General features: G+C 63.9%; 21 protein-coding genes. 1 reads left to right on the plus strand and 20 read right to left on the minus strand.

What is annotated here, in order from left to right; all coding sequences use genetic code 11:
- Positions 1-219 precede the first annotated feature (219 nt).
- A complete protein-coding gene (locus M3G14_RS08890) occupies positions 220-1,035 on the plus strand; it encodes a formate/nitrite transporter family protein (protein ID WP_259926183.1) in 816 nt (271 codons plus the stop codon).
- Positions 1,036-1,056: 21 nt separating this feature from the next.
- On the opposite strand, the gene M3G14_RS08895 is transcribed toward M3G14_RS08890, so the two are convergent.
- From M3G14_RS08895 to rpsJ, 20 genes are all read right to left on the minus strand, one after another.
- Positions 1,057-1,863, minus strand: coding sequence for a sulfite exporter TauE/SafE family protein (locus tag M3G14_RS08895; protein WP_259926184.1), 807 nt, complete (start codon positions 1,861-1,863; stop codon positions 1,057-1,059).
- 6 nt (positions 1,864-1,869) lie between these two features.
- Complete coding sequence (locus M3G14_RS08900) at positions 1,870-2,079, minus strand: hypothetical protein (RefSeq protein ID WP_259926185.1); 210 nt, start codon at positions 2,077-2,079, stop codon at positions 1,870-1,872.
- Between the two features lie 82 nt (positions 2,080-2,161).
- On the minus strand, positions 2,162-3,433 hold the full coding sequence (locus M3G14_RS08905) for a glycoside hydrolase family 32 protein (protein WP_259926186.1): 1,272 nt from the start codon (positions 3,431-3,433) through the stop codon (positions 2,162-2,164).
- A gap of 290 nt (positions 3,434-3,723) precedes the next feature.
- Positions 3,724-5,592 carry a glutamine--fructose-6-phosphate transaminase (isomerizing) gene (glmS, locus tag M3G14_RS08910; RefSeq protein ID WP_259926187.1) on the minus strand — a complete coding sequence of 623 codons (1,869 nt, stop codon included), beginning with the start codon at positions 5,590-5,592 and terminating at the stop codon, positions 3,724-3,726.
- A 48-nt stretch (positions 5,593-5,640) separates the two neighbouring features.
- Positions 5,641-5,985, minus strand: coding sequence for a nitrite reductase small subunit NirD (nirD, locus tag M3G14_RS08915; protein ID WP_259926188.1), 345 nt, complete (start codon positions 5,983-5,985; stop codon positions 5,641-5,643).
- Positions 5,986-6,004: 19 nt separating this feature from the next.
- Positions 6,005-8,539 (minus strand): nitrite reductase large subunit NirB, encoded by a 2,535-nt coding sequence (gene nirB, locus M3G14_RS08920; protein WP_259926189.1) that lies wholly within the window; start codon positions 8,537-8,539, stop codon positions 6,005-6,007.
- Between the two features lie 74 nt (positions 8,540-8,613).
- Complete coding sequence (locus tag M3G14_RS08925; RefSeq protein WP_259926190.1) at positions 8,614-8,847, minus strand: hypothetical protein; 234 nt, start codon at positions 8,845-8,847, stop codon at positions 8,614-8,616.
- An 8-nt stretch (positions 8,848-8,855) separates the two neighbouring features.
- A complete protein-coding gene (locus M3G14_RS08930; RefSeq protein WP_259926191.1) occupies positions 8,856-10,448 on the minus strand; it encodes a hypothetical protein in 1,593 nt (530 codons plus the stop codon).
- A 9-nt stretch (positions 10,449-10,457) separates the two neighbouring features.
- Positions 10,458-10,823: a DsrE family protein gene (locus M3G14_RS08935; protein WP_070763300.1), complete on the minus strand. Its 366-nt coding sequence runs from the start codon at positions 10,821-10,823 to the stop codon at positions 10,458-10,460.
- Between the two features lie 99 nt (positions 10,824-10,922).
- On the minus strand, positions 10,923-11,207 hold the full coding sequence (rpsQ, locus tag M3G14_RS08940) for a 30S ribosomal protein S17 (RefSeq protein WP_259926192.1): 285 nt from the start codon (positions 11,205-11,207) through the stop codon (positions 10,923-10,925).
- A 2-nt stretch (positions 11,208-11,209) separates the two neighbouring features.
- Positions 11,210-11,440, minus strand: a complete 231-nt coding sequence (rpmC, locus tag M3G14_RS08945; RefSeq protein ID WP_259926193.1) for a 50S ribosomal protein L29 — start codon at positions 11,438-11,440, stop codon at positions 11,210-11,212.
- Complete coding sequence (gene rplP, locus M3G14_RS08950) at positions 11,440-11,856, minus strand: 50S ribosomal protein L16 (protein WP_038588267.1); 417 nt, start codon at positions 11,854-11,856, stop codon at positions 11,440-11,442. Before rplP ends, rpmC begins: the two co-directional genes overlap by 1 nt.
- Before the next feature lie 4 nt (positions 11,857-11,860).
- Positions 11,861-12,604, minus strand: coding sequence for a 30S ribosomal protein S3 (gene rpsC / locus M3G14_RS08955; RefSeq protein WP_070790029.1), 744 nt, complete (start codon positions 12,602-12,604; stop codon positions 11,861-11,863).
- Positions 12,604-12,963 (minus strand): 50S ribosomal protein L22, encoded by a 360-nt coding sequence (gene rplV / locus M3G14_RS08960; RefSeq protein WP_038588261.1) that lies wholly within the window; start codon positions 12,961-12,963, stop codon positions 12,604-12,606. The genes rpsC and rplV overlap by 1 nt, the downstream gene beginning before the upstream one ends.
- Positions 12,964-12,966: 3 nt before the next feature.
- Positions 12,967-13,242, minus strand: a complete 276-nt coding sequence (gene rpsS / locus M3G14_RS08965) for a 30S ribosomal protein S19 (RefSeq protein WP_038588258.1) — start codon at positions 13,240-13,242, stop codon at positions 12,967-12,969.
- 16 nt (positions 13,243-13,258) lie between these two features.
- A complete protein-coding gene (rplB, locus tag M3G14_RS08970; protein WP_259926194.1) occupies positions 13,259-14,098 on the minus strand; it encodes a 50S ribosomal protein L2 in 840 nt (279 codons plus the stop codon).
- 26 nt (positions 14,099-14,124) lie between these two features.
- On the minus strand, positions 14,125-14,427 hold the full coding sequence (gene rplW, locus M3G14_RS08975; RefSeq protein ID WP_259926195.1) for a 50S ribosomal protein L23: 303 nt from the start codon (positions 14,425-14,427) through the stop codon (positions 14,125-14,127).
- On the minus strand, positions 14,428-15,096 hold the full coding sequence (gene rplD / locus M3G14_RS08980; protein WP_259926196.1) for a 50S ribosomal protein L4: 669 nt from the start codon (positions 15,094-15,096) through the stop codon (positions 14,428-14,430). It abuts the gene before it with no gap.
- Positions 15,093-15,749, minus strand: a complete 657-nt coding sequence (gene rplC / locus M3G14_RS08985) for a 50S ribosomal protein L3 (RefSeq protein ID WP_070763309.1) — start codon at positions 15,747-15,749, stop codon at positions 15,093-15,095. Before rplC ends, rplD begins: the two co-directional genes overlap by 4 nt.
- 42 nt (positions 15,750-15,791) lie before the next feature.
- A complete protein-coding gene (rpsJ, locus tag M3G14_RS08990; protein ID WP_038588232.1) occupies positions 15,792-16,097 on the minus strand; it encodes a 30S ribosomal protein S10 in 306 nt (101 codons plus the stop codon).
- Between the last annotated feature and the right edge of the window lie 572 nt (positions 16,098-16,669).

The raw sequence follows: 16,669 nt of genomic DNA on the forward strand, positions 1-16,669 counted from the left end.
GTGCTCATTGTGCCTTCGCTTATCGACGAACCACGTAACGGTCGAAGGGTCTCGGGCTTTCAGCTCGGAAACGCGCCGCAAGCCCGACCAGCGAGAGACAACTGGAGTATTAAAGCATGTAGAGCGGCAAAACACCAAATCAGTACCGCGCCCATCCGGTGGCGGAGATCACCCACATCGAATTGGTACTCCTTAACAATTCCGCGTATGGTGCTACCTATGAACTTCGACAGCACTTTGGCCGAATCAATCGGCTTCAAGGCGTACCTCTTCAACAACGAACTCCCCAAGTTCGCCGTACGCTCCATGCTTGCCGGCTTGTTCCTCACGATCATTACTGCGTTTGCCGCCGTAGCGGCCACGGCAGTCGAGGCTGAGGCACCAGGCTTCGGCAAATTCGTCTTCGCCGGGATCTTCGCCTCGGCCCTCTACGTCATGGTCGTGCTTGGCGCTGAACTGGCCACCGGCAACATGATGTTTTCCACCTATGGCTCCGTGACCAAACGCTTAGGTTGGCTCAACGGCTTCGCCCTCGTTGTGGTGTGCACCCTCTTCAACCTGCTCGGCGTGCTCTTAACCGCCTACTTCATCACCAAGTCCACCGCTTTTGAAGCGGTCGACCCCGACAACTTCCTCGCCGGGCTGACCAGCGTGAAGCTGGCTAAGGATCCGCAGCACCTCTTCCTCGAGGGCATCTTCGCCAACATCGTGGTCAACATTGGCATCCTCATGGCCGTGCAGGCCGGTAAGGATTTCACCGCGAAGCTCTTCGCCATCATCCTCGTTATCCCGGCCTTCGCAGCCATGGGCTACGAGCACTCGATCGCTTCCTTCGTCATTTTCTCCCTCTCCGGCTACGGTATTGGCCCGGAGCACTTTGAGGGCTTCACCCTGTTCAACGGCCTGTCCAACTGGCTGTTCGTGTGGCTCGGCAACTACGTCGGCGGCGGCCTGCTCATGGGCGGCGTCTACGCCTGGCTCAACAAGGGTGTGTCGCCTAAGGGCAGCCAATCGGTGGCACGCAAGTCCGGCTAATCCCTTGGCATCCCGAGCGCCTTACACAAACTGCCTTACCAGCGCGGCCAGCGCAACGACGACGATGATGCCGCGCAGCACGGAGTTTGGGAGGCGCTTTGCTATGTGCGAGCCCCCTACCCCGCCGATCAAGCCGCCCACGGCGACAATAGCCACTCCAATCCAAACAATCTCCGCGTCAAACCAAATCCAGGCCACGAGGTAGACCACGGCCGCGGTGATATTGACAAACAGCGAGAGGAAGTTCTTCACGGGGTTGACGTCTTTGAGCGAGCGCCCCGTGGCCACAGACGTGATCGCCATGTACAAAATGCCCTGGGCAGCGGTGAAGTAACCCCCGTAAATGGCCGCCGCCCCCATCGGCGCGATCAGCTGGGGGCGCTTCCATGCCTGCCCAACCGGCGCGCCTGCCGCAGGCGCGTCTTCCGCGGTGGCGGCAGCTGAACGCCGCGACAGCCACGCGGCGAGTTTCGGCTGGAAGATCACCATCAGCAGCGCCACCACGATCAACACCGGCACGACAAAGTCGAGCGTGCTCGATGGGGAGGCAAGCAGCAAAAGCGAGCCCGTCGCCGAGGCCAGGATTGTCACGACGACCATAGGCGCGAGGTACGGCAGCTCCCGCGCGATCTCCTTGCGGTAGCCCAGCACCGAGCCGAAGGAGGCGAAAACCATGCCGGTGGTGTTGGTACGCACCGCCACCCCAGGCGGCAGCCCGAGCGCCATCAGCACCGGCAGAGTAAGCAAGGAACCGGAGCCCACTGCCGAGTTGATTGCCCCCGCCATGATTGCCATCACGAACAACAACAGCGCGCTGACCGGTTCCATAACGCCTTACTCCTTTTGCACTCCCGCGGTTTGCTCGGCCGGCTCGGGCGCCGGCTTGGGCTCTACGTTAAAGCACGGCTCACCGAAGGAGAGCTTCGCGGGCGGTGCAAGCGCCGTTGCTTCGCCGGTCAGCGGGACACGACGCGCAGCGCGTCGGCCGTAGGCCGCCGCGAAGGTGAGCACGAAGGTGACCACCGCCAGACAACCCCGGCTCAACTGAGAAAAGTAGGTCACCTCTCAGTCAACCACGCGATGGCCATACCTTCGTATGCCAAACACAAAATTCCCCCAATCCGGACTATACGGAACGAAACGTTGCCCAATCGTTTCCGTTTGGCGCGAAGACGGCGGAGGAAAACGCCACTTCCCCGCCACCCGCGGTCAGCTCCACCGCCGCACCGTCAGCCGTGCAGACCAGCTCGCCTGCCGCGCACTCAGCCCAACGCACGAGCCCGTCCACGGTCAGCGCAAGCGTGCCACGCTCCGCGCCCTCGTGCGGCGTCCAAGCCACGGTTGCGCCGACGTTGCCTTCCACGTCGACGAGTTCGGCCTCAAGCGGCGCGTCCCCGAGCTCGCGGTGCCACACCACCATCTCGTCCTGGTTGTTGGGTAGGCGGAGGGTGGTGTGCAACGTGGCGTCGACAAGCATGAGCTCGCGGGGCAGCGTGAGCTGGTGCACCCACCCCTCGGCGGCGAGCGTGGGCGACTCATCGCGCGCGGGTAGGCCCATCCAGCCGAGCATGAGCGCACCGGCGCCGAAGGGGATCAGCTGCGGGGCGTAGAACTGGTGGCCGTAATCGAGCGGGGTAAAGCCGGTGATCACCTCGAAACGCAAGCCGTCGAGCTTGCCGACGACGTAGCCACACTCGTCCGAATCCACAAACTGCGGGCAGAAGACCAGCACATCGAGCACCTCGCCGGTGGACTGGTCCTCCATACGCACGAGGTTCGGGCACTCCCACATGTACGCCGAGGCCGTGTTGTAATCCAGGCCGACGAACTCGATGGGTCCGGCAAGCTCCCAGGTATCAAGGTCGTCGGAGGTGTAGACCACCACCGCGCCCGTGTTGTTTTCCCGGCGCGCGCCAATGACCATCCGCCACGACCCGTCCGGGGCCTGTGTCACGTGCGGATCGCGAAAGTCCGCGGTGAACCCCTCCGGGAAGCCCTCGATCACCGGGTTGTTCTCGCGCCGGCGGTAGATACCACCCAGCGGGCCCTGCGCATCCTCCACGTCGACGATGTTCTGACTGGTCACCCGCTGGCCGTCCACCTTCAGGTTGCCGGTGTAAAACAGGCGCATCTTCCCCTCGTGCACCACCGAGGAACCCGAGTAACAGCCGTTCGCGTCGTAGGGAAAGTCCGGGTACAGCGCGTCCGGCAGGTGAAAGAAACGGCCATCGCCCAGGCGGGTGACCGCGTGCCCCCACCCCGTGCGCTTCGGCGTGTGCGGAAACGCTGGGTCGTGCTGGTAAAACACGTGGAGCTCGTCGCCGATCAGGGTCAGCCCGTTCGGGTCGTTGAGGCGCCCCTGGGGCGGGGTGAGGTGGAACTTCGGCCGGTACGTCATGTGTAAGAGTTTACTTTGGGAAGCATGATTACCGTGTACGGCGAAGCGCTCGTCGATCTTGTCCCCACCTCCGCAGATCCGCTCGCTCCGCTGCAACCCGCGCTCGGCGCCGGCGTGCACCTTTCCAACTGCCCCACCGGCAGCGAGCCCATCACCCTGGGTGCCGACGGCTCCGCCACCTACACCTTCTACGTCGACGGCGGCGCTCACGGTCTCGCGGACCGGAGCAGAAACGCCCCGCTTGGAAGAGGTGCATGCCTTCCAGCGGGGCGAGTAGAACCTGCGGCGAGTTACTCCACGGTCACGGACTTCGCCAGGTTACGCGGCTGGTCCACGTTCAGACCGCGGGCCTCTGCCACCGCGCAGGCGAAGATCTGCAGCGGCACCGTCGACAGGATCGGTTGCAACAGACCAGCGGACTCGGGCACGCGGATGACCTCGTTGGCGTAGGCGGTGACGTCCTCGTCGCCGTCCTCCGCGATCACGATGGTCACGGCGCCACGGGCGCGCACCTCCTGGATGTTGGACACCACCTTGGCGTGCAGGTTATTGCGCGAGTGCTTGGAAGGCACGATGATGAACACCGGCTGACCTTCCTCCACCAGCGCAATCGGGCCGTGCTTGAGCTCACCGGCGGCGAAGCCCTCCGAGTGCAGGTACGCGACCTCCTTGAGCTTCAGCGCGCCCTCAAGCGCGACCGGGAAGCCAACGTGGCGGCCCAGGAACAGCACCGACTTTGAGTTCGCGAGGTCCTTGCCCAGCTGCTTGACCTGGTCCTCGTTGTCCAGGACCTTCTGCAGCTTGTCCGGCATGGTCTGCAGCTCGTCCACCACGTTGCGGATCTCGTCTGCGTACTTATTGCCGCGTACCTGCGAGAGGTACAGCGCGAGCAGGTAGGAGGCGACGATCTGGGAGATGAACGCCTTGGTGGACGCCACGGCGATCTCCGGGCCCGCGTACGTGTAGAGGACTGCGTCAGACTCGCGCGGGATCGAGGAACCAACGGTGTTGCAGATCGCGATGACCTTCGCGCCCTGTTCGCGAGCGTGACGCACCGCCATCAGCGTGTCCATGGTCTCACCGGACTGGGAGACTGCCACGACAAGCGTCTGCTCGTTCACGATCGGGTCGCGGTAGCGGAACTCGTGGGCGAGCTCCACCTCCGTCGGGATGCGGCACCAGTGCTCGATGGCGTAGCGAGCCACCTGGCCGGCGTACGAGGCGGTGCCGCAGGCCACGATGATGATCTTGTTGATGGAGCGCAGCGTCGACTCGTCGATACGCAGCTCGTCCAGCGTGAGCGCACCCTGCTCGTCGAAGCGGCCGTAGAGCGTGTCGCGCACTGCCGACGGCTGGTCGTGGATCTCCTTTTCCATGAAGGAGTTGTAGCCGCCCTTCTCCGCGGCGGTCACGTCCCACTCAACGCGGAAGGGCTTGCCCTCTGCCTTTTCGCCGTCGAAGGTGGTGATCTGGTAATCATTCGCGGTCAGCGTGATGACCTGGCCGTTATCAACCTCGACTGCGTCGCGGGTGAACTCGATGAAGCCAGAGACGTCAGAGCCGAGGAAGTTGCGGCCCTCGCCCAGGCCGATCACCAGCGGGGAGTTCAGGCGGGCCGCGACGATACGGTCCGGGTGATCCTCCTCGATAGCCAGCAGGGTAAACGCGCCCTCAAGGCGGTTGGCGGTCAGCTGCATCGCCTTGGTCAGGTCACCGTTGGCCTCGTTGTCGTAGATGTCGAGCAGCAGGGTGGCTGCAACCTCGGAGTCGGTATCGGAGATGAAGGTGTAGCCCTTGGCCTCCAGCTGGCTACGCAGGGTGGCGAAGTTCTCGATGATGCCGTTGTGCACCACTGCGAGGCGGCCACCGCCCACCACGTGCGGATGCGCATTCTCATCGGTCGGCCCACCGTGGGTGGCCCAACGGGTGTGGCCGATGCCAAGGTGGGAGTCCGGCAGCGGAGACTTTGCAATCTCCGCCTCCAGGTCCGCCACCTTGCCGGCCTTCTTCCGGCTTTCAATGGAGTCCTGCCCCATCACTGCGACACCGGCCGAGTCGTAGCCACGGTATTCCAGACGACGCAGGCCCTCAATGATTACGCCCAGCGCGTCGTGCTCGCCCGACGCCGGGTCACCTACATATCCAACGATTCCACACATAACGACAACGATACACGGGGCAGGCATATACCCCGAGTTCGCGCGCGCTTAATTGGACACGACAACTTTCGCCGTCTCGCCGGTACCCTCCAGGCGCACCTGGTAGGTGGCGAGGGCGTGGTCGTCTCCCTGCAGCGATGTGCCGTCGTCAAGGAAGAACTTCTGCTTCAGCAGGGGCGACGCGATAGTGGGACGCCCTTCGGCCTCCCCCACGATGCCGCGCGAAATCACGCCGGCACCGGTGTACGGGTCCACGTTGTCTACCGCGTACAGCTGCTCGCCGTCCGCGGTGTGCAGGCGGAAGATCGCCACCTGTGTTGCACCGGGCAGAAGCGCCGCCACTCCGACGCCCACCGAGAGGTCCTCGAGTGCGCAAATTACTGTGTCAGCCATTGTTTTCTCAACTTCCTTCCTACTTCGCCGCGCCCACGGTCGGGGTCATCAGCGGCACCTTGCGGCCGCCCTGCGGGTGCTCTTCAAACTGCACAGTCGGGTCCGGCGTGTCCGGCGCGTTAATGAAGGAGACAAACCGCTTGAGCTTGTCCGGGTCATTGAGCACGTCCTGCCATTCGTCGGAGTAGTTGGCCACGTGGTGGTCCATGAAGGCCTCCAAATCATCAGCGATGCCCAGGGAGTCATCCACCACGACCTCTCGGATGTGCTCGAGCCCGCCCTCGACGTCAGCCTGCCACGCAGCAGTACGCTGCAGCCGGTCCGCATTGCGGATGTAGAAGGCCAGGTAGCGGTCGATGTAGCGGATCAGCGTTGCGTCGTCGAGATCCTTGGCCAGAAGCTCCGCCTGCCGCGGCGTGGCACCCGCGTTGCCGCCCACATACAGGTTCCATCCCTGTTCCGTGGCGATCACGCCGATGTCCTTGCCGCGCGCCTCCGCGCACTCGCGGGCGCAGCCGGACACGCCCATCTTCAGCTTGTGCGGCGAACGCAAACCGCGGTAGCGCAGCTCCAAGTTGATGGCCATTGCCACCGAGTCCTGCTGCCCGAAGCGGCACCAGTCCGTGCCCACGCAGGACTTCACCGCGCGCAACGACTTGCCGTAGGCCTGACCGGACTCCATGCCGACGTCGATCAGGCGACGCCAGATCTCCGGCAGGTCTTCCGTGCGCGCGCCGAACATGGCGATGCGCTGCGCGCCCGTGATCTTCAGGTACAGGCCGAAGTCCTCTGCAATGCGCCCCATCTCCTGCAGCTGCGCCGGGGTGACGTTGCCGGCCGGCTGGCGCGGAATGACGGAGTAGGTGCCGTTCTTCTGCATGTTGCCCAGCATGCGGTCGTTCGTATCCTGCAGCCCCGCAGTCTCCCCCTCCAGCACGTGGTTTTCCGTGTGCATGGAGGCCACGATGTTGGCAAAGGTCGGCTTGCATACCTCGCAGCCGCCCCCGGTGCCGAAGCGCTCGATGAAGGTGGGGAAGTCCGTAATCCCAGTGGAACGGGCGATCTCGAAGAGCTCGGCGCGCGACTGGCTAAAGTGCGGGCACACCGCCTTGGACTGCTCAATCCCCTCGGCCTCCAGGATGCCCTTCATCAGCGGGATGCACGACCCGCAGGAGGTGCCCGCGCGAGTGGCGCTCATCAGTGTTTCGACAGAGTGGCAGCCCTGCCCGATCGCCTCGCGCAGGTCCCCCTTGGACACGTTGTTACACGAGCAAATCTGCGTGGCGTCTGGCAGGTCGCCCGCGCCAATCGCTGTGGTGCCCGTGCCGGTCTCAGGCGCGATCAGGCTCACCGGGTCCCCCGGCAGCTCGGAGCCGACCATGGGGCGCAGCACCGAGTAGTTCGAGGCCTCGCCCACGAGGATGCCGCCGATGAGTCGCTTGCCTTCCGCGTCCAGGATGAGCTTCTTGTACACGCCAGAGACCGGGTCCTGGATGTGCAGCTCCTTGTGGTCGGCGGCGGTAGAAAACGCGTCGCCGAAGGAAGCCACGTCCACACCCATGAGCTTGAGCTTGGTGGACATGTCCGGGTCCTCGAAGTCAGGGCCTTCCTCCCCTGCGAGGCGCTTGGCCACGATCTCGGCCATGGTGTTGCCGGGCGCGACCAGGCCGTACGTCTTGCCGTCAACGGCAGCGCACTCACCGATTGCAGAGATGTGGTCGATGGAGGTGCGGCACTGCCGGTCAGTGAGGAATCCGCCACGCGGGCCCAGCTCCAGGCCGGCGTCCGGGCCCATCGTGTCGCGCGGGCGGATGCCGGCGGAAAAGATCACCAGGTCCGTTTCAATCGTGCCCTGCTCGCCCAGGTCCAAAACGACGGCACCTTCACGCTCCGTGGAAGGGGCAATGGAGCGGCTTGTCGCGCCGACGTGCACGTCCACGCCCATCTGGCGGATTGCCTGCGAAAGCATCTCGCCGCCGGCGTCGTCCACCTGCAGCGGCATCAGTCGCGGTGCCATCTCCACCACGTGCGTTTTCGCGCCCATGTGCTGGGCCGCACCGGCAGCCTCCAGCCCGAGCAGGCCGCCGCCGATGACGACCGCGGTCGCCTCGCCGTGCTTGGCCACCACGCCCTCGATCGCGGCGCGGATGCCGTCCATGTCATCCAGCGTGCGGTAGACGTGCACCTGCGGCAGGTCGTTGCCGGGCAAGCGCGGGACGAAAGCGCGGGAGCCGGTGGCGAGGACGAGTTCTTCGTAGGAGAACACGTGGCCGTCGGCAAGCACGAGCTCTTGCGTCTCCGGCTTGATCGACACGGCGCGACCCGGCACCACCGTCACATTGTCCGGCAGTGTGTCGAGGTAGAGTGCCTCGCGGTCCCAGCTGCCCACGTAGCTCGACAGCTGGACGCGGTCGTAGGCGTAGTCTTCGGTCTCGCGGTTGATGATGGTGATGTGCGCCTCGGGGCGGCGCTGCGAGAGTTCCTGGGCGAAGCGGTGGCCCACCATGCCAAAGCCGACGACCAGAATCTCCGCGGGGGTGGTCTGCGTACTCATGAAACCATCCTTTACGATGTCGGGAACTTAGTCCCGACTCTACCCGGGGAAATGGTAGTACGCTTGAGCGCGGCCTAATCCTGCTTACGCAAGTAGTAGTGCGGAGACTCCGCGTACAAGAGCGTGTTGCCGGTGAGCCCGCACCAGGCCCGCAGATCGATGTCGATGGCCTCGTTGACCGAGCGCAGGTGGAGCACCTCGCCCGCGCCGAGCTGGTCGCGGAAGAGGAGGAAGAGCCGCACGAGCACATCACCGCACGCGATATCCTCTGCGTTCCAATAGTGCTGCGACTCGGGCGGTTGCTGCATCTCCCCCACTACTGCGCGTCCCCTGCCTGTTGCAGGTAGGCATCGCGAGCGGCAACGATCTGCGCGAGCTGCTGCTGCGCAAGGGTGTCGGCCACGATCGGGTTGTCGGCGAAGGTGGCGAACCCACAGTCGGTGCTGAGCAGCACGCGGTCTTTGCCGAAGGCCTCGACGGCAGCGGCGATGCGCGCCACAACGTCCTCGGTCGGCTCGAGCGCCTGCTGCTTCTGGTTCAGCACCCCGACGCACACCCGCTGGTCCTCGCGGATCCCGCGCAGCGCATCCAGGCTGCCTGCGCGCGGCGTGGCCAGCTCGAGCGTGAGCGTGCCCACGTTGAGCGCGGCGAACAGGTCGACGAAGGGGGCGAAATCGCCCTCGAGCGCCGCCGACTCGTCCGTCGTCCAGTTGCCGCGGCAGACGTGCAGCGCGAGCCGGTCCGGGTCAAAGCCCTCGGTGACCTGCGCAAGCAGCGACTGTGCGAAGGCGAGCTCGTCGTCTGTACTGCCGGCTAGCTCGTCGAGCGCGCCGCACATGAACGTGCGACCGCCGCCGTCGTGGCGGCCGTAGACCACCTCGGTGAGCACGGGCTCGTCGATCTGGATGAGCGCCGTGCCCAAGGAGTAGAGCTCGTGGAGCTCCTCGCGGAGCACGCGCACGATGTCGGCGGCCATCTCCTCGCGGCTTGCATACGCGCGGTCAGAGACGCACTCCATCCACATCGTGCGGGTCAGCAGGTAAGGACCCGGCAAGCACACCTTCACCGGCGCATCTGTGATGGACTGCAGGTACCGGACCTCGTGGGCAACCAGAGGTTTGTCGCGCCCGAGCGGCCCGAACACCGCAGGGTGCCGGACCTCACCGGCAGGCACGTCCAACGCGCGGAGCTCGCGCTCGAACTCCTCCGGGTCGTCCACGTACGGCAGCAGGTCGGTGATGGGGATCAGCTGGCAGTTCTGCAGCCGGCCCGCCACGAAGCTGGAGTAGTTATCGCGGCGCATCTCCCCGTCCGTGACCACGTCCACGCCCGCCCTCTTTTGCGCGGCGAGCACCAACTCCACCGCGTCATCTGCGGTCGCTTGGAACGCGTCCTCCGGCATTCGGCCGGCGAGGTGTTCGTGTACCGCCTGGAGCAGCCACGGCTTGCGCGGCCACGACCCCATGGTCAGCACCGAAAGCGGCGCGATCTTCGGCGCAGGCGCAGGTGCCGGGAACTCGGTGGGCACCGTCGGAGTGACCACCTCCTGGGTCACCGGCATCTGCGGACGTTTGCGCTCCTTCTTGGCGCGCTTCTTCGGCGTTGGCTGCGCAGGAGCCGGGGCAGGCGCGTCCTCCTCTTGCGCAGCGAACGGACCCTTGCTGACCAAAAAGCGCCAGCGGCCCTGCTCCGGCTCCTCAATCACGTTGACTAGCTCATTGCTGGTCAGCCGGCACCACGAGGGCAGGTCAACCGGGACCGTCGGCTCATAGGAGACGATTTCCAGCAGCTGCCCGGCGTCCAGCGGATCGATGTGCTGCCGGATCAGCAGCAAAAGGCCATTGCCGCAGTCGAGGTCGCCCCCGTCAAAGCTGGTGTGCGGCGGGTACGGATGGCTTTTCGACGACACGTTGTACGCCTAGTAGGACACGCTCGGCGTGCCGTCGGCGAGGAACTCGACGAGCTTTGCGCCGCCGACGATCTGTGCACCCTCGATGAGCTGGTCCTCGGTGTAGCCGCGCTTCTTGATACACGGCGCGCACACGTAGAGGGAACCGCCGGCGGCGATGAAGTTGTCGATGAGCTCCTTGAGCGGGGCGAAGCCCTCCTCGTGGATGTCGTCGGCGTAGCCGTCGACGGCGAGGTACGCGCCCTCGGAGGAGAGGAACACCATAGTGTCCTGGGCGGAGCCGACCGCAGCGTTCGCTACGACGAAGCCGACGGTGGCCAGGTCAGTGTCGTTCTTTGCATGGGCAATGGTGACGCAAAATTTTCCTGTAGACATGCGCTCAACAGTACTCAAAATCGTAGGCGTGTGGGCGTCGTTAAGCATGCAAAAAGCCGCACCCCCGACTTTGGGGGTGCGGCCTTGCCTTGCTAGGACTTAGCGGGCCTTCTCGACGATCTCGACGAGACGGAAGTGCTTGTCCTTCGACAGCGGGCGGGTCTCCTCGATGAGGACCAGGTCGCCGATGCCGGCGGTGTTGTCCTCGTCGTGGGCCTTGACGCGGTTGGTCGTGCGGACGATCTTGCCGTAGAGGGCGTGGGACTTGCGGTCCTCGACCTCGACGACGATGGTCTTGTCCATCTTGTCGGACACGACGTAGCCGCGGCGGCGCTTCTGCACTGCCTTCTGGGTGTTCTGTTCAGTCACGTTTGCCTCACTCATGATTAAGCCTCAGCTCCCGGGACGACGGACAGGCCGAGCTCACGCTCGCGCAGCACGGTGTAGATGCGTGCAATGTCGCGCTTCACGGTGGAGATGCGGCGGTTGTTGGTCAGCTGGCCGGTTGCGAGCTGGAAGCGCAGGTTAAACAGCTCTTCCTTCGCATCGGACAGGCGGGTGGTCAGCTCTTCATCGGTGAGTTCGCGGAACTCAGATGCGGGGGTACCGTTCGCCATTAGTACTGGTCCTCCTTCTTGATGATGCGAGTCTTGCAAGGAAGCTTCGCAGCCGCACGGCGCAGAGCCTCGATGGCAACCTCGTCATTCGGGTAGGACATCTCAAAGAGGATGCGACCCGGCTTCACGTTGGCAACCCACTTCTCCACCGGGCCCTTACCGGAACCCATACGCACGCCGAGCGGCTTCTGGGTCAGCGGGCGGTCCGGGAAGATGTTGATCCAGACCTTGCCGCCACGCTTGACGTGACGGTTGATGGCAATACGGGATGCCTCAATCTGACGGTTGGTGATGTAGGCCGGCTCGAGTGCCTGCAGGCCCCAGTCACCGAAGTTGATGGTGTTACCGCCCTTGGACACGCCACGACGGGTCGGGCGGTGCTGGCGGCGGTACTTCACGCGCTTAGGGATAAGCATGTGTTTAGCCCTCCTGCTTCTTCTCGGCGCGCTGGCGGCGCTGGCCGCCACGACGCGGGCGGCGGTCGCCGCGGCCACGGCGCTCGTTGGACGGAGCGTTGAGCTCGGACTCGCGGACACCGCCGACGACGTCGCCCTTGTAGATCCAGACCTTGACGCCGATGACGCCGAAGGTGGTGTGGGCTTCTGCGGTGCCGTAGTCGATCTCTGCACGCAGGGTGTGCAGCGGCACACGACCTTCGTGGTAGCGCTCGACGCGGGACATTTCTGCGCCGCCCAGACGGCCAGAGGTCATCACCTTGATGCCCTTGACCTGCGGGTTACGCATTGCGGACTGGATGGCCTTGCGCATTGCGCGACGGAACGCGACGCGGTTGACCAGCTGCTCAGCAATCGACTGAGCAACGAGGGTGGCGTTGGCGTCAACGTTCTTGACCTCGAGGATGTTCAGGGCGACCATCTTGCCGGTGAGCTTTTCCAGCTCGCGGCGGATGCGCTCTGCCTCGCTGCCGCGACGGCCGATCACGATGCCCGGACGGGCGGTGTGGATGTCGACGCGGACGCGGTCGCGGGTGCGCTCGATAACGACGTCGGCAATGCCGGCGCGCTCGAGGCCCTTGGACAGGAACTCGCGGATCTTGATGTCCTCGTGGACGTAGTCAGCGTAATTCTTGTCGGCGTACCAGTGGGACTTGTAGTTAGCGGTGATACCCAGGCGCAGGCCGTGTGGGTGGATCTTCTGGCCCATTACTTAGCCCCTTCCTTGGACTCGACAACGACGGTGATGTGGGAGGTGCGCTTCCGGATCTGGAAGGCACGGCCCTGGGCGCGCGGCTGGTAGCGACGCATGGTGGGGCCTTCATTGGCCCAGCACTCGGACACGACGAGCGTGCGCGGGTCCAGACCGAAGTTGTTCTCCGCGTTAGCGGCTGCGGAAGCAACCACCTTCGCGACGTCCTTGGCGGCACCCTGCGGTGCGTACTTCAGGATTGCGAGGGCCTCGGAGACGGACTTCCCACGAACGAGGGCCAGCACGCGGCGGGCCTTCATCGGGGAGGTGCGGACGAACTTGGCAGTCGCGGATGCAGTGGTGATTGTGTCAGCCATTGCTTATCGACGTCCCTTCTCTGCCTTAACGTGACCCTTAAAGGTCTTGGTGGGTGCAAACTCGCCGAGCTTGTGACCGACCATGGACTCGTCGACAAACACCGGGACGTGCTTCCGGCCGTCGTGGACGGCGAAAGTGTGACCGATGAAATCGGGGAGAATGGTCGAGCGGCGGGACCAGGTCTTGATGACCTGCTTGGTACCGGCCTCGTTCTGAGCATCCACCTTGTTGAGGAGGTGCTCATCGACGAACGGGCCCTTCTTCAGGCTGCGTGGCATGTCTGTTTACCTCCTCTTAGCGCTTCTTGTTCTTCGAGCGACGACGGCGCACGATCATGTTGTTGGAGTAACGGTTCGGGTTGCGGGTGCGGCCTTCCTTCTGGCCCCACGGGGAAACCGGGTGGCGGCCACCGGAAGTCTTACCCTCACCACCACCGTGCGGGTGGTCGACCGGGTTCATGACAACACCGCGGACAGTGGGCCTCCAGCCCTTCCAGCGCATACGGCCGGCCTTGCCCCAGCGGATGTTGATCTGGTCTGCGTTGCCCACCTCACCGACGGTTGCGCGGCAGCGGATGTCCACGCGGCGGATCTCGGAGGACGGCATACGCAGCACGGCGTAGGAGCCTTCCTTACCCAGCAGCTGGATGGAAGCACCAGCGGAGCGGGCAAGCTTGGCGCCAGCACCGGGCTTGAGCTCCACAGCGTGGATGGTGGTACCGGTCGGGATGTTGCGCAGCGGCAGGTTGTTGCCAACCTTGATATCCGCGTTTGCGCCCGACTCGATAACGGCGCCCTGCTTCAGGCCCTTCGGCGCGATGATGTAGCGCTTCTCACCGTCAAAGTAGTGGAGCAATGCGATGTTTGCGGTGCGGTTCGGGTCGTACTCGATGTGCGCGACCTTCGCCAGAACGCCGTCCTTGTCGGAGCGGCGGAAATCGATCACGCGGTAGCGACGCTTGTGGCCGCCGCCGCGGTGACGAGTGGTGATGTGACCGTGGGTGTTACGGCCACCCTTCTTCGGGAGCGGGCGCAGCAACGACTTTTCCGGGGTCGAGCGAGTGATCTCCTCGAACTCGGAAACGGAGCTGGCGCGGCGACCCGGGGTTGTCGGCTTGTACTTACGAATAGCCATATTGTGTCCTTTTCTATCGAGTCTTCTTAGGCAGATGCGCCGAAGATGTCGATGGAGTCGCTGCCCTCGCGGAGAGTGACGTAGGCGCGCTTGGTGTCCTTACGCTTGCCGTAGCCGGTGCGGGTGCGCTTGCGCTTGCCCTCACGGTTGACGGTGTTCACCGAAGCGACGTCGACGCCGAAAATCTCTTCCACGGCGATCTTGATCTGGGTCTTGTTTGCAGACGGAGCGACGTAGAACGTGTAGGTGTTCTGCTCCATCAGCGCGTAGGTCTTCTCAGAGAGGACCGGCGCGATGATGATGTCACGCGGGTTAGCAGTCTTAGCCATTTACTTCTCCTCCTCCGCTGCGGTGGCGGATGCCTTCGCCGCGTCGCGGTTAATGAAGGTGTGCAGTGCCTCGACCGAGAAGACCACGTCGTCTGCGTTGAGGACGTCGTAGGTGTTCAGCTGCCCCGGCTCAAGGATGCGGACGCCCGGCAGGTTCCTTGCGGAAAGGCGGGAGTTCACGTCCTCACGGCCGATGACCAGCAGAACGGACTTACGGTCGGTCAGGCGCTCGATGAAGGTGCGTGCAGACTTGGTCGAGGGCTTCTGACCCGGGACCAGGTCCTCAACGACGTGGATGCGTGCGTTGCGCGCGCGGTCGGTGAGGGCACCAGCAAGAGCAGCCTTAATCATTTTCTTCGGGGTGCGCTGCGCGTAGGAACGCGGCTGCGGACCGTGGACGGTGCCGCCGCCGGTGAACTGCGGAGCGCGGATGGAACCCTGGCGGGCACGGCCGGTGCCCTTCTGACGGAACGGCTTCTTGCCACCGCCGCGCACGTCGGCGCGGGTCTTGGTAGCGTGCGTTCCCTGGCGCGCGGCTGCAAGCTGTGCGGTGACAACCTGGTGCAGCAGCGAGATGGAAGCTTCGCGGTCAAAAAGTTCTGCCGGAAGCTCTACGGAACCGTTGGTCTTTCCGTCAGCGGTGTGGACGTCAAGCGTCAGGTTCGTCATGCGTGAGCACCGCCCTTCACTGCGGTCTTGACGGTAACAACGCTGCCCTTGGCACCCGGGATTGCGCCCTTGACCAGGATCAGGTTGTTGTCGCCGTCGATGCGTTGGATCTTCAGGTTCTGGGTAGTAACGCGGTTACCGCCCATACGGCCAGCCATGCGCTTGCCCTTGAAGACACGGCCCGGGGTGGCAGCGCCACCGATGCCACCGACGCGGCGGTGTGCAGCCTGGTTACCGTGTGCGGCACCCTGGCCGGCGAAGCCGTGGCGCTTCATAGCGCCGGCGTAGCCCTTGCCCTTGGTGGTGCCAACGACGTCGACGTAGGTGTCGCCGTCGAAGATGGTCGCGTTGTACTCCTGGCCGACCTCGTACTCGGAGGTGTCGTCCATGCGGATCTCCGCAACAACGCGGCGCGGCGTTACGCCAGCCTTCTTGAAGTGGCCGGTCTGCGGCTTGTTGGACTTACGGGGGTCAATGTCGCCGTAAGCAATCTGGATGGCGCTGTAGCCATCGGTCTCTTTGGTACGAATCTGGGTGACCACACACGGCCCAGCCTCGACGACGGTGACCGGAATGACACGGTTCTCCTCGTCAAAGACCTGGGTCATGCCGAGCTTCTTGCCCAGAATGCCCTTGATCTGGTTCTCAGACATGTATTGGTTCTCCACTACTTAAAGTTTGGGGATCTCTACTGCTTACTGGATGTTCACGTCGACGCTTGCCGGAAGGTCGATGCGCATGAGCGCGTCAACGGTCTTCGGCGTCGGATCGAGAATGTCGATGAGGCGCTTGTGAGTGCGCATCTCGAAGTGCTCGCGAGAGTCCTTGTACTTGTGGGGAGAACGAATAACGGCGTACACGTTCTTCTCGGTGGGCAACGGCACCGGTCCAACGACGCGGGCACCCGTGCGGGTGACCGTAGCAACGATCTTCTTCGCAGATGCGTCGATCGCCTCGTGGTCGTAGGCCTTGAGCCTGATGCGGATCTTCTGTCCCGCCACGCTTACCTCTTCCTCGCATCCCCACGTTCAACTCTCGCTTCGCTCGTAGTTGAACGAAATGAAGCGAGACGAAGCGGTGGGGTTTGTAGCTTCTAGTTTCTCTATAACGTTGTCCGGGCTGGGCCCATGGCTCAACGCCAGTGTCGTTTCATTGACTTCTTGACACTTCCGGAAGGTGAAAAGGCACCGCAAATAACTGCTGCGCATTCAGTGCTTCCGCCTCGGCGCGTGCCGGGGTGCAAGACTCGGAAGGGTGCGTGACCCTTGCGTACTGCCGCTGTTTATTTGCCATGGCGCCTTCTTGTCCGGCCCTCCCCGAAGGGAAGGTCCTTCTACCGAAGGTGTCATGTTTACCGACCATCGTGCTTGCGCACCATGTTTCGGCAACCTGAGTATTAAAGCATGTCACTTAATAAAGTGCAAGCTCGCCGTGGGCAATTGCTTTTCGACGCCCAACCGCCCCGTTCTTTCACCCCAATTGTTGCAATACGATACCAATTCGCTCGCACAACTGCGCAGCCACGGGCGGGACCCAGGAAACTGTGTACAGTTGGTGAAAGCCCGAGTTCCCG

Source organism: Corynebacterium sp. p3-SID1056 (assembly GCF_025152525.1).
Taxonomy (GTDB): domain Bacteria; phylum Actinomycetota; class Actinomycetes; order Mycobacteriales; family Mycobacteriaceae; genus Corynebacterium.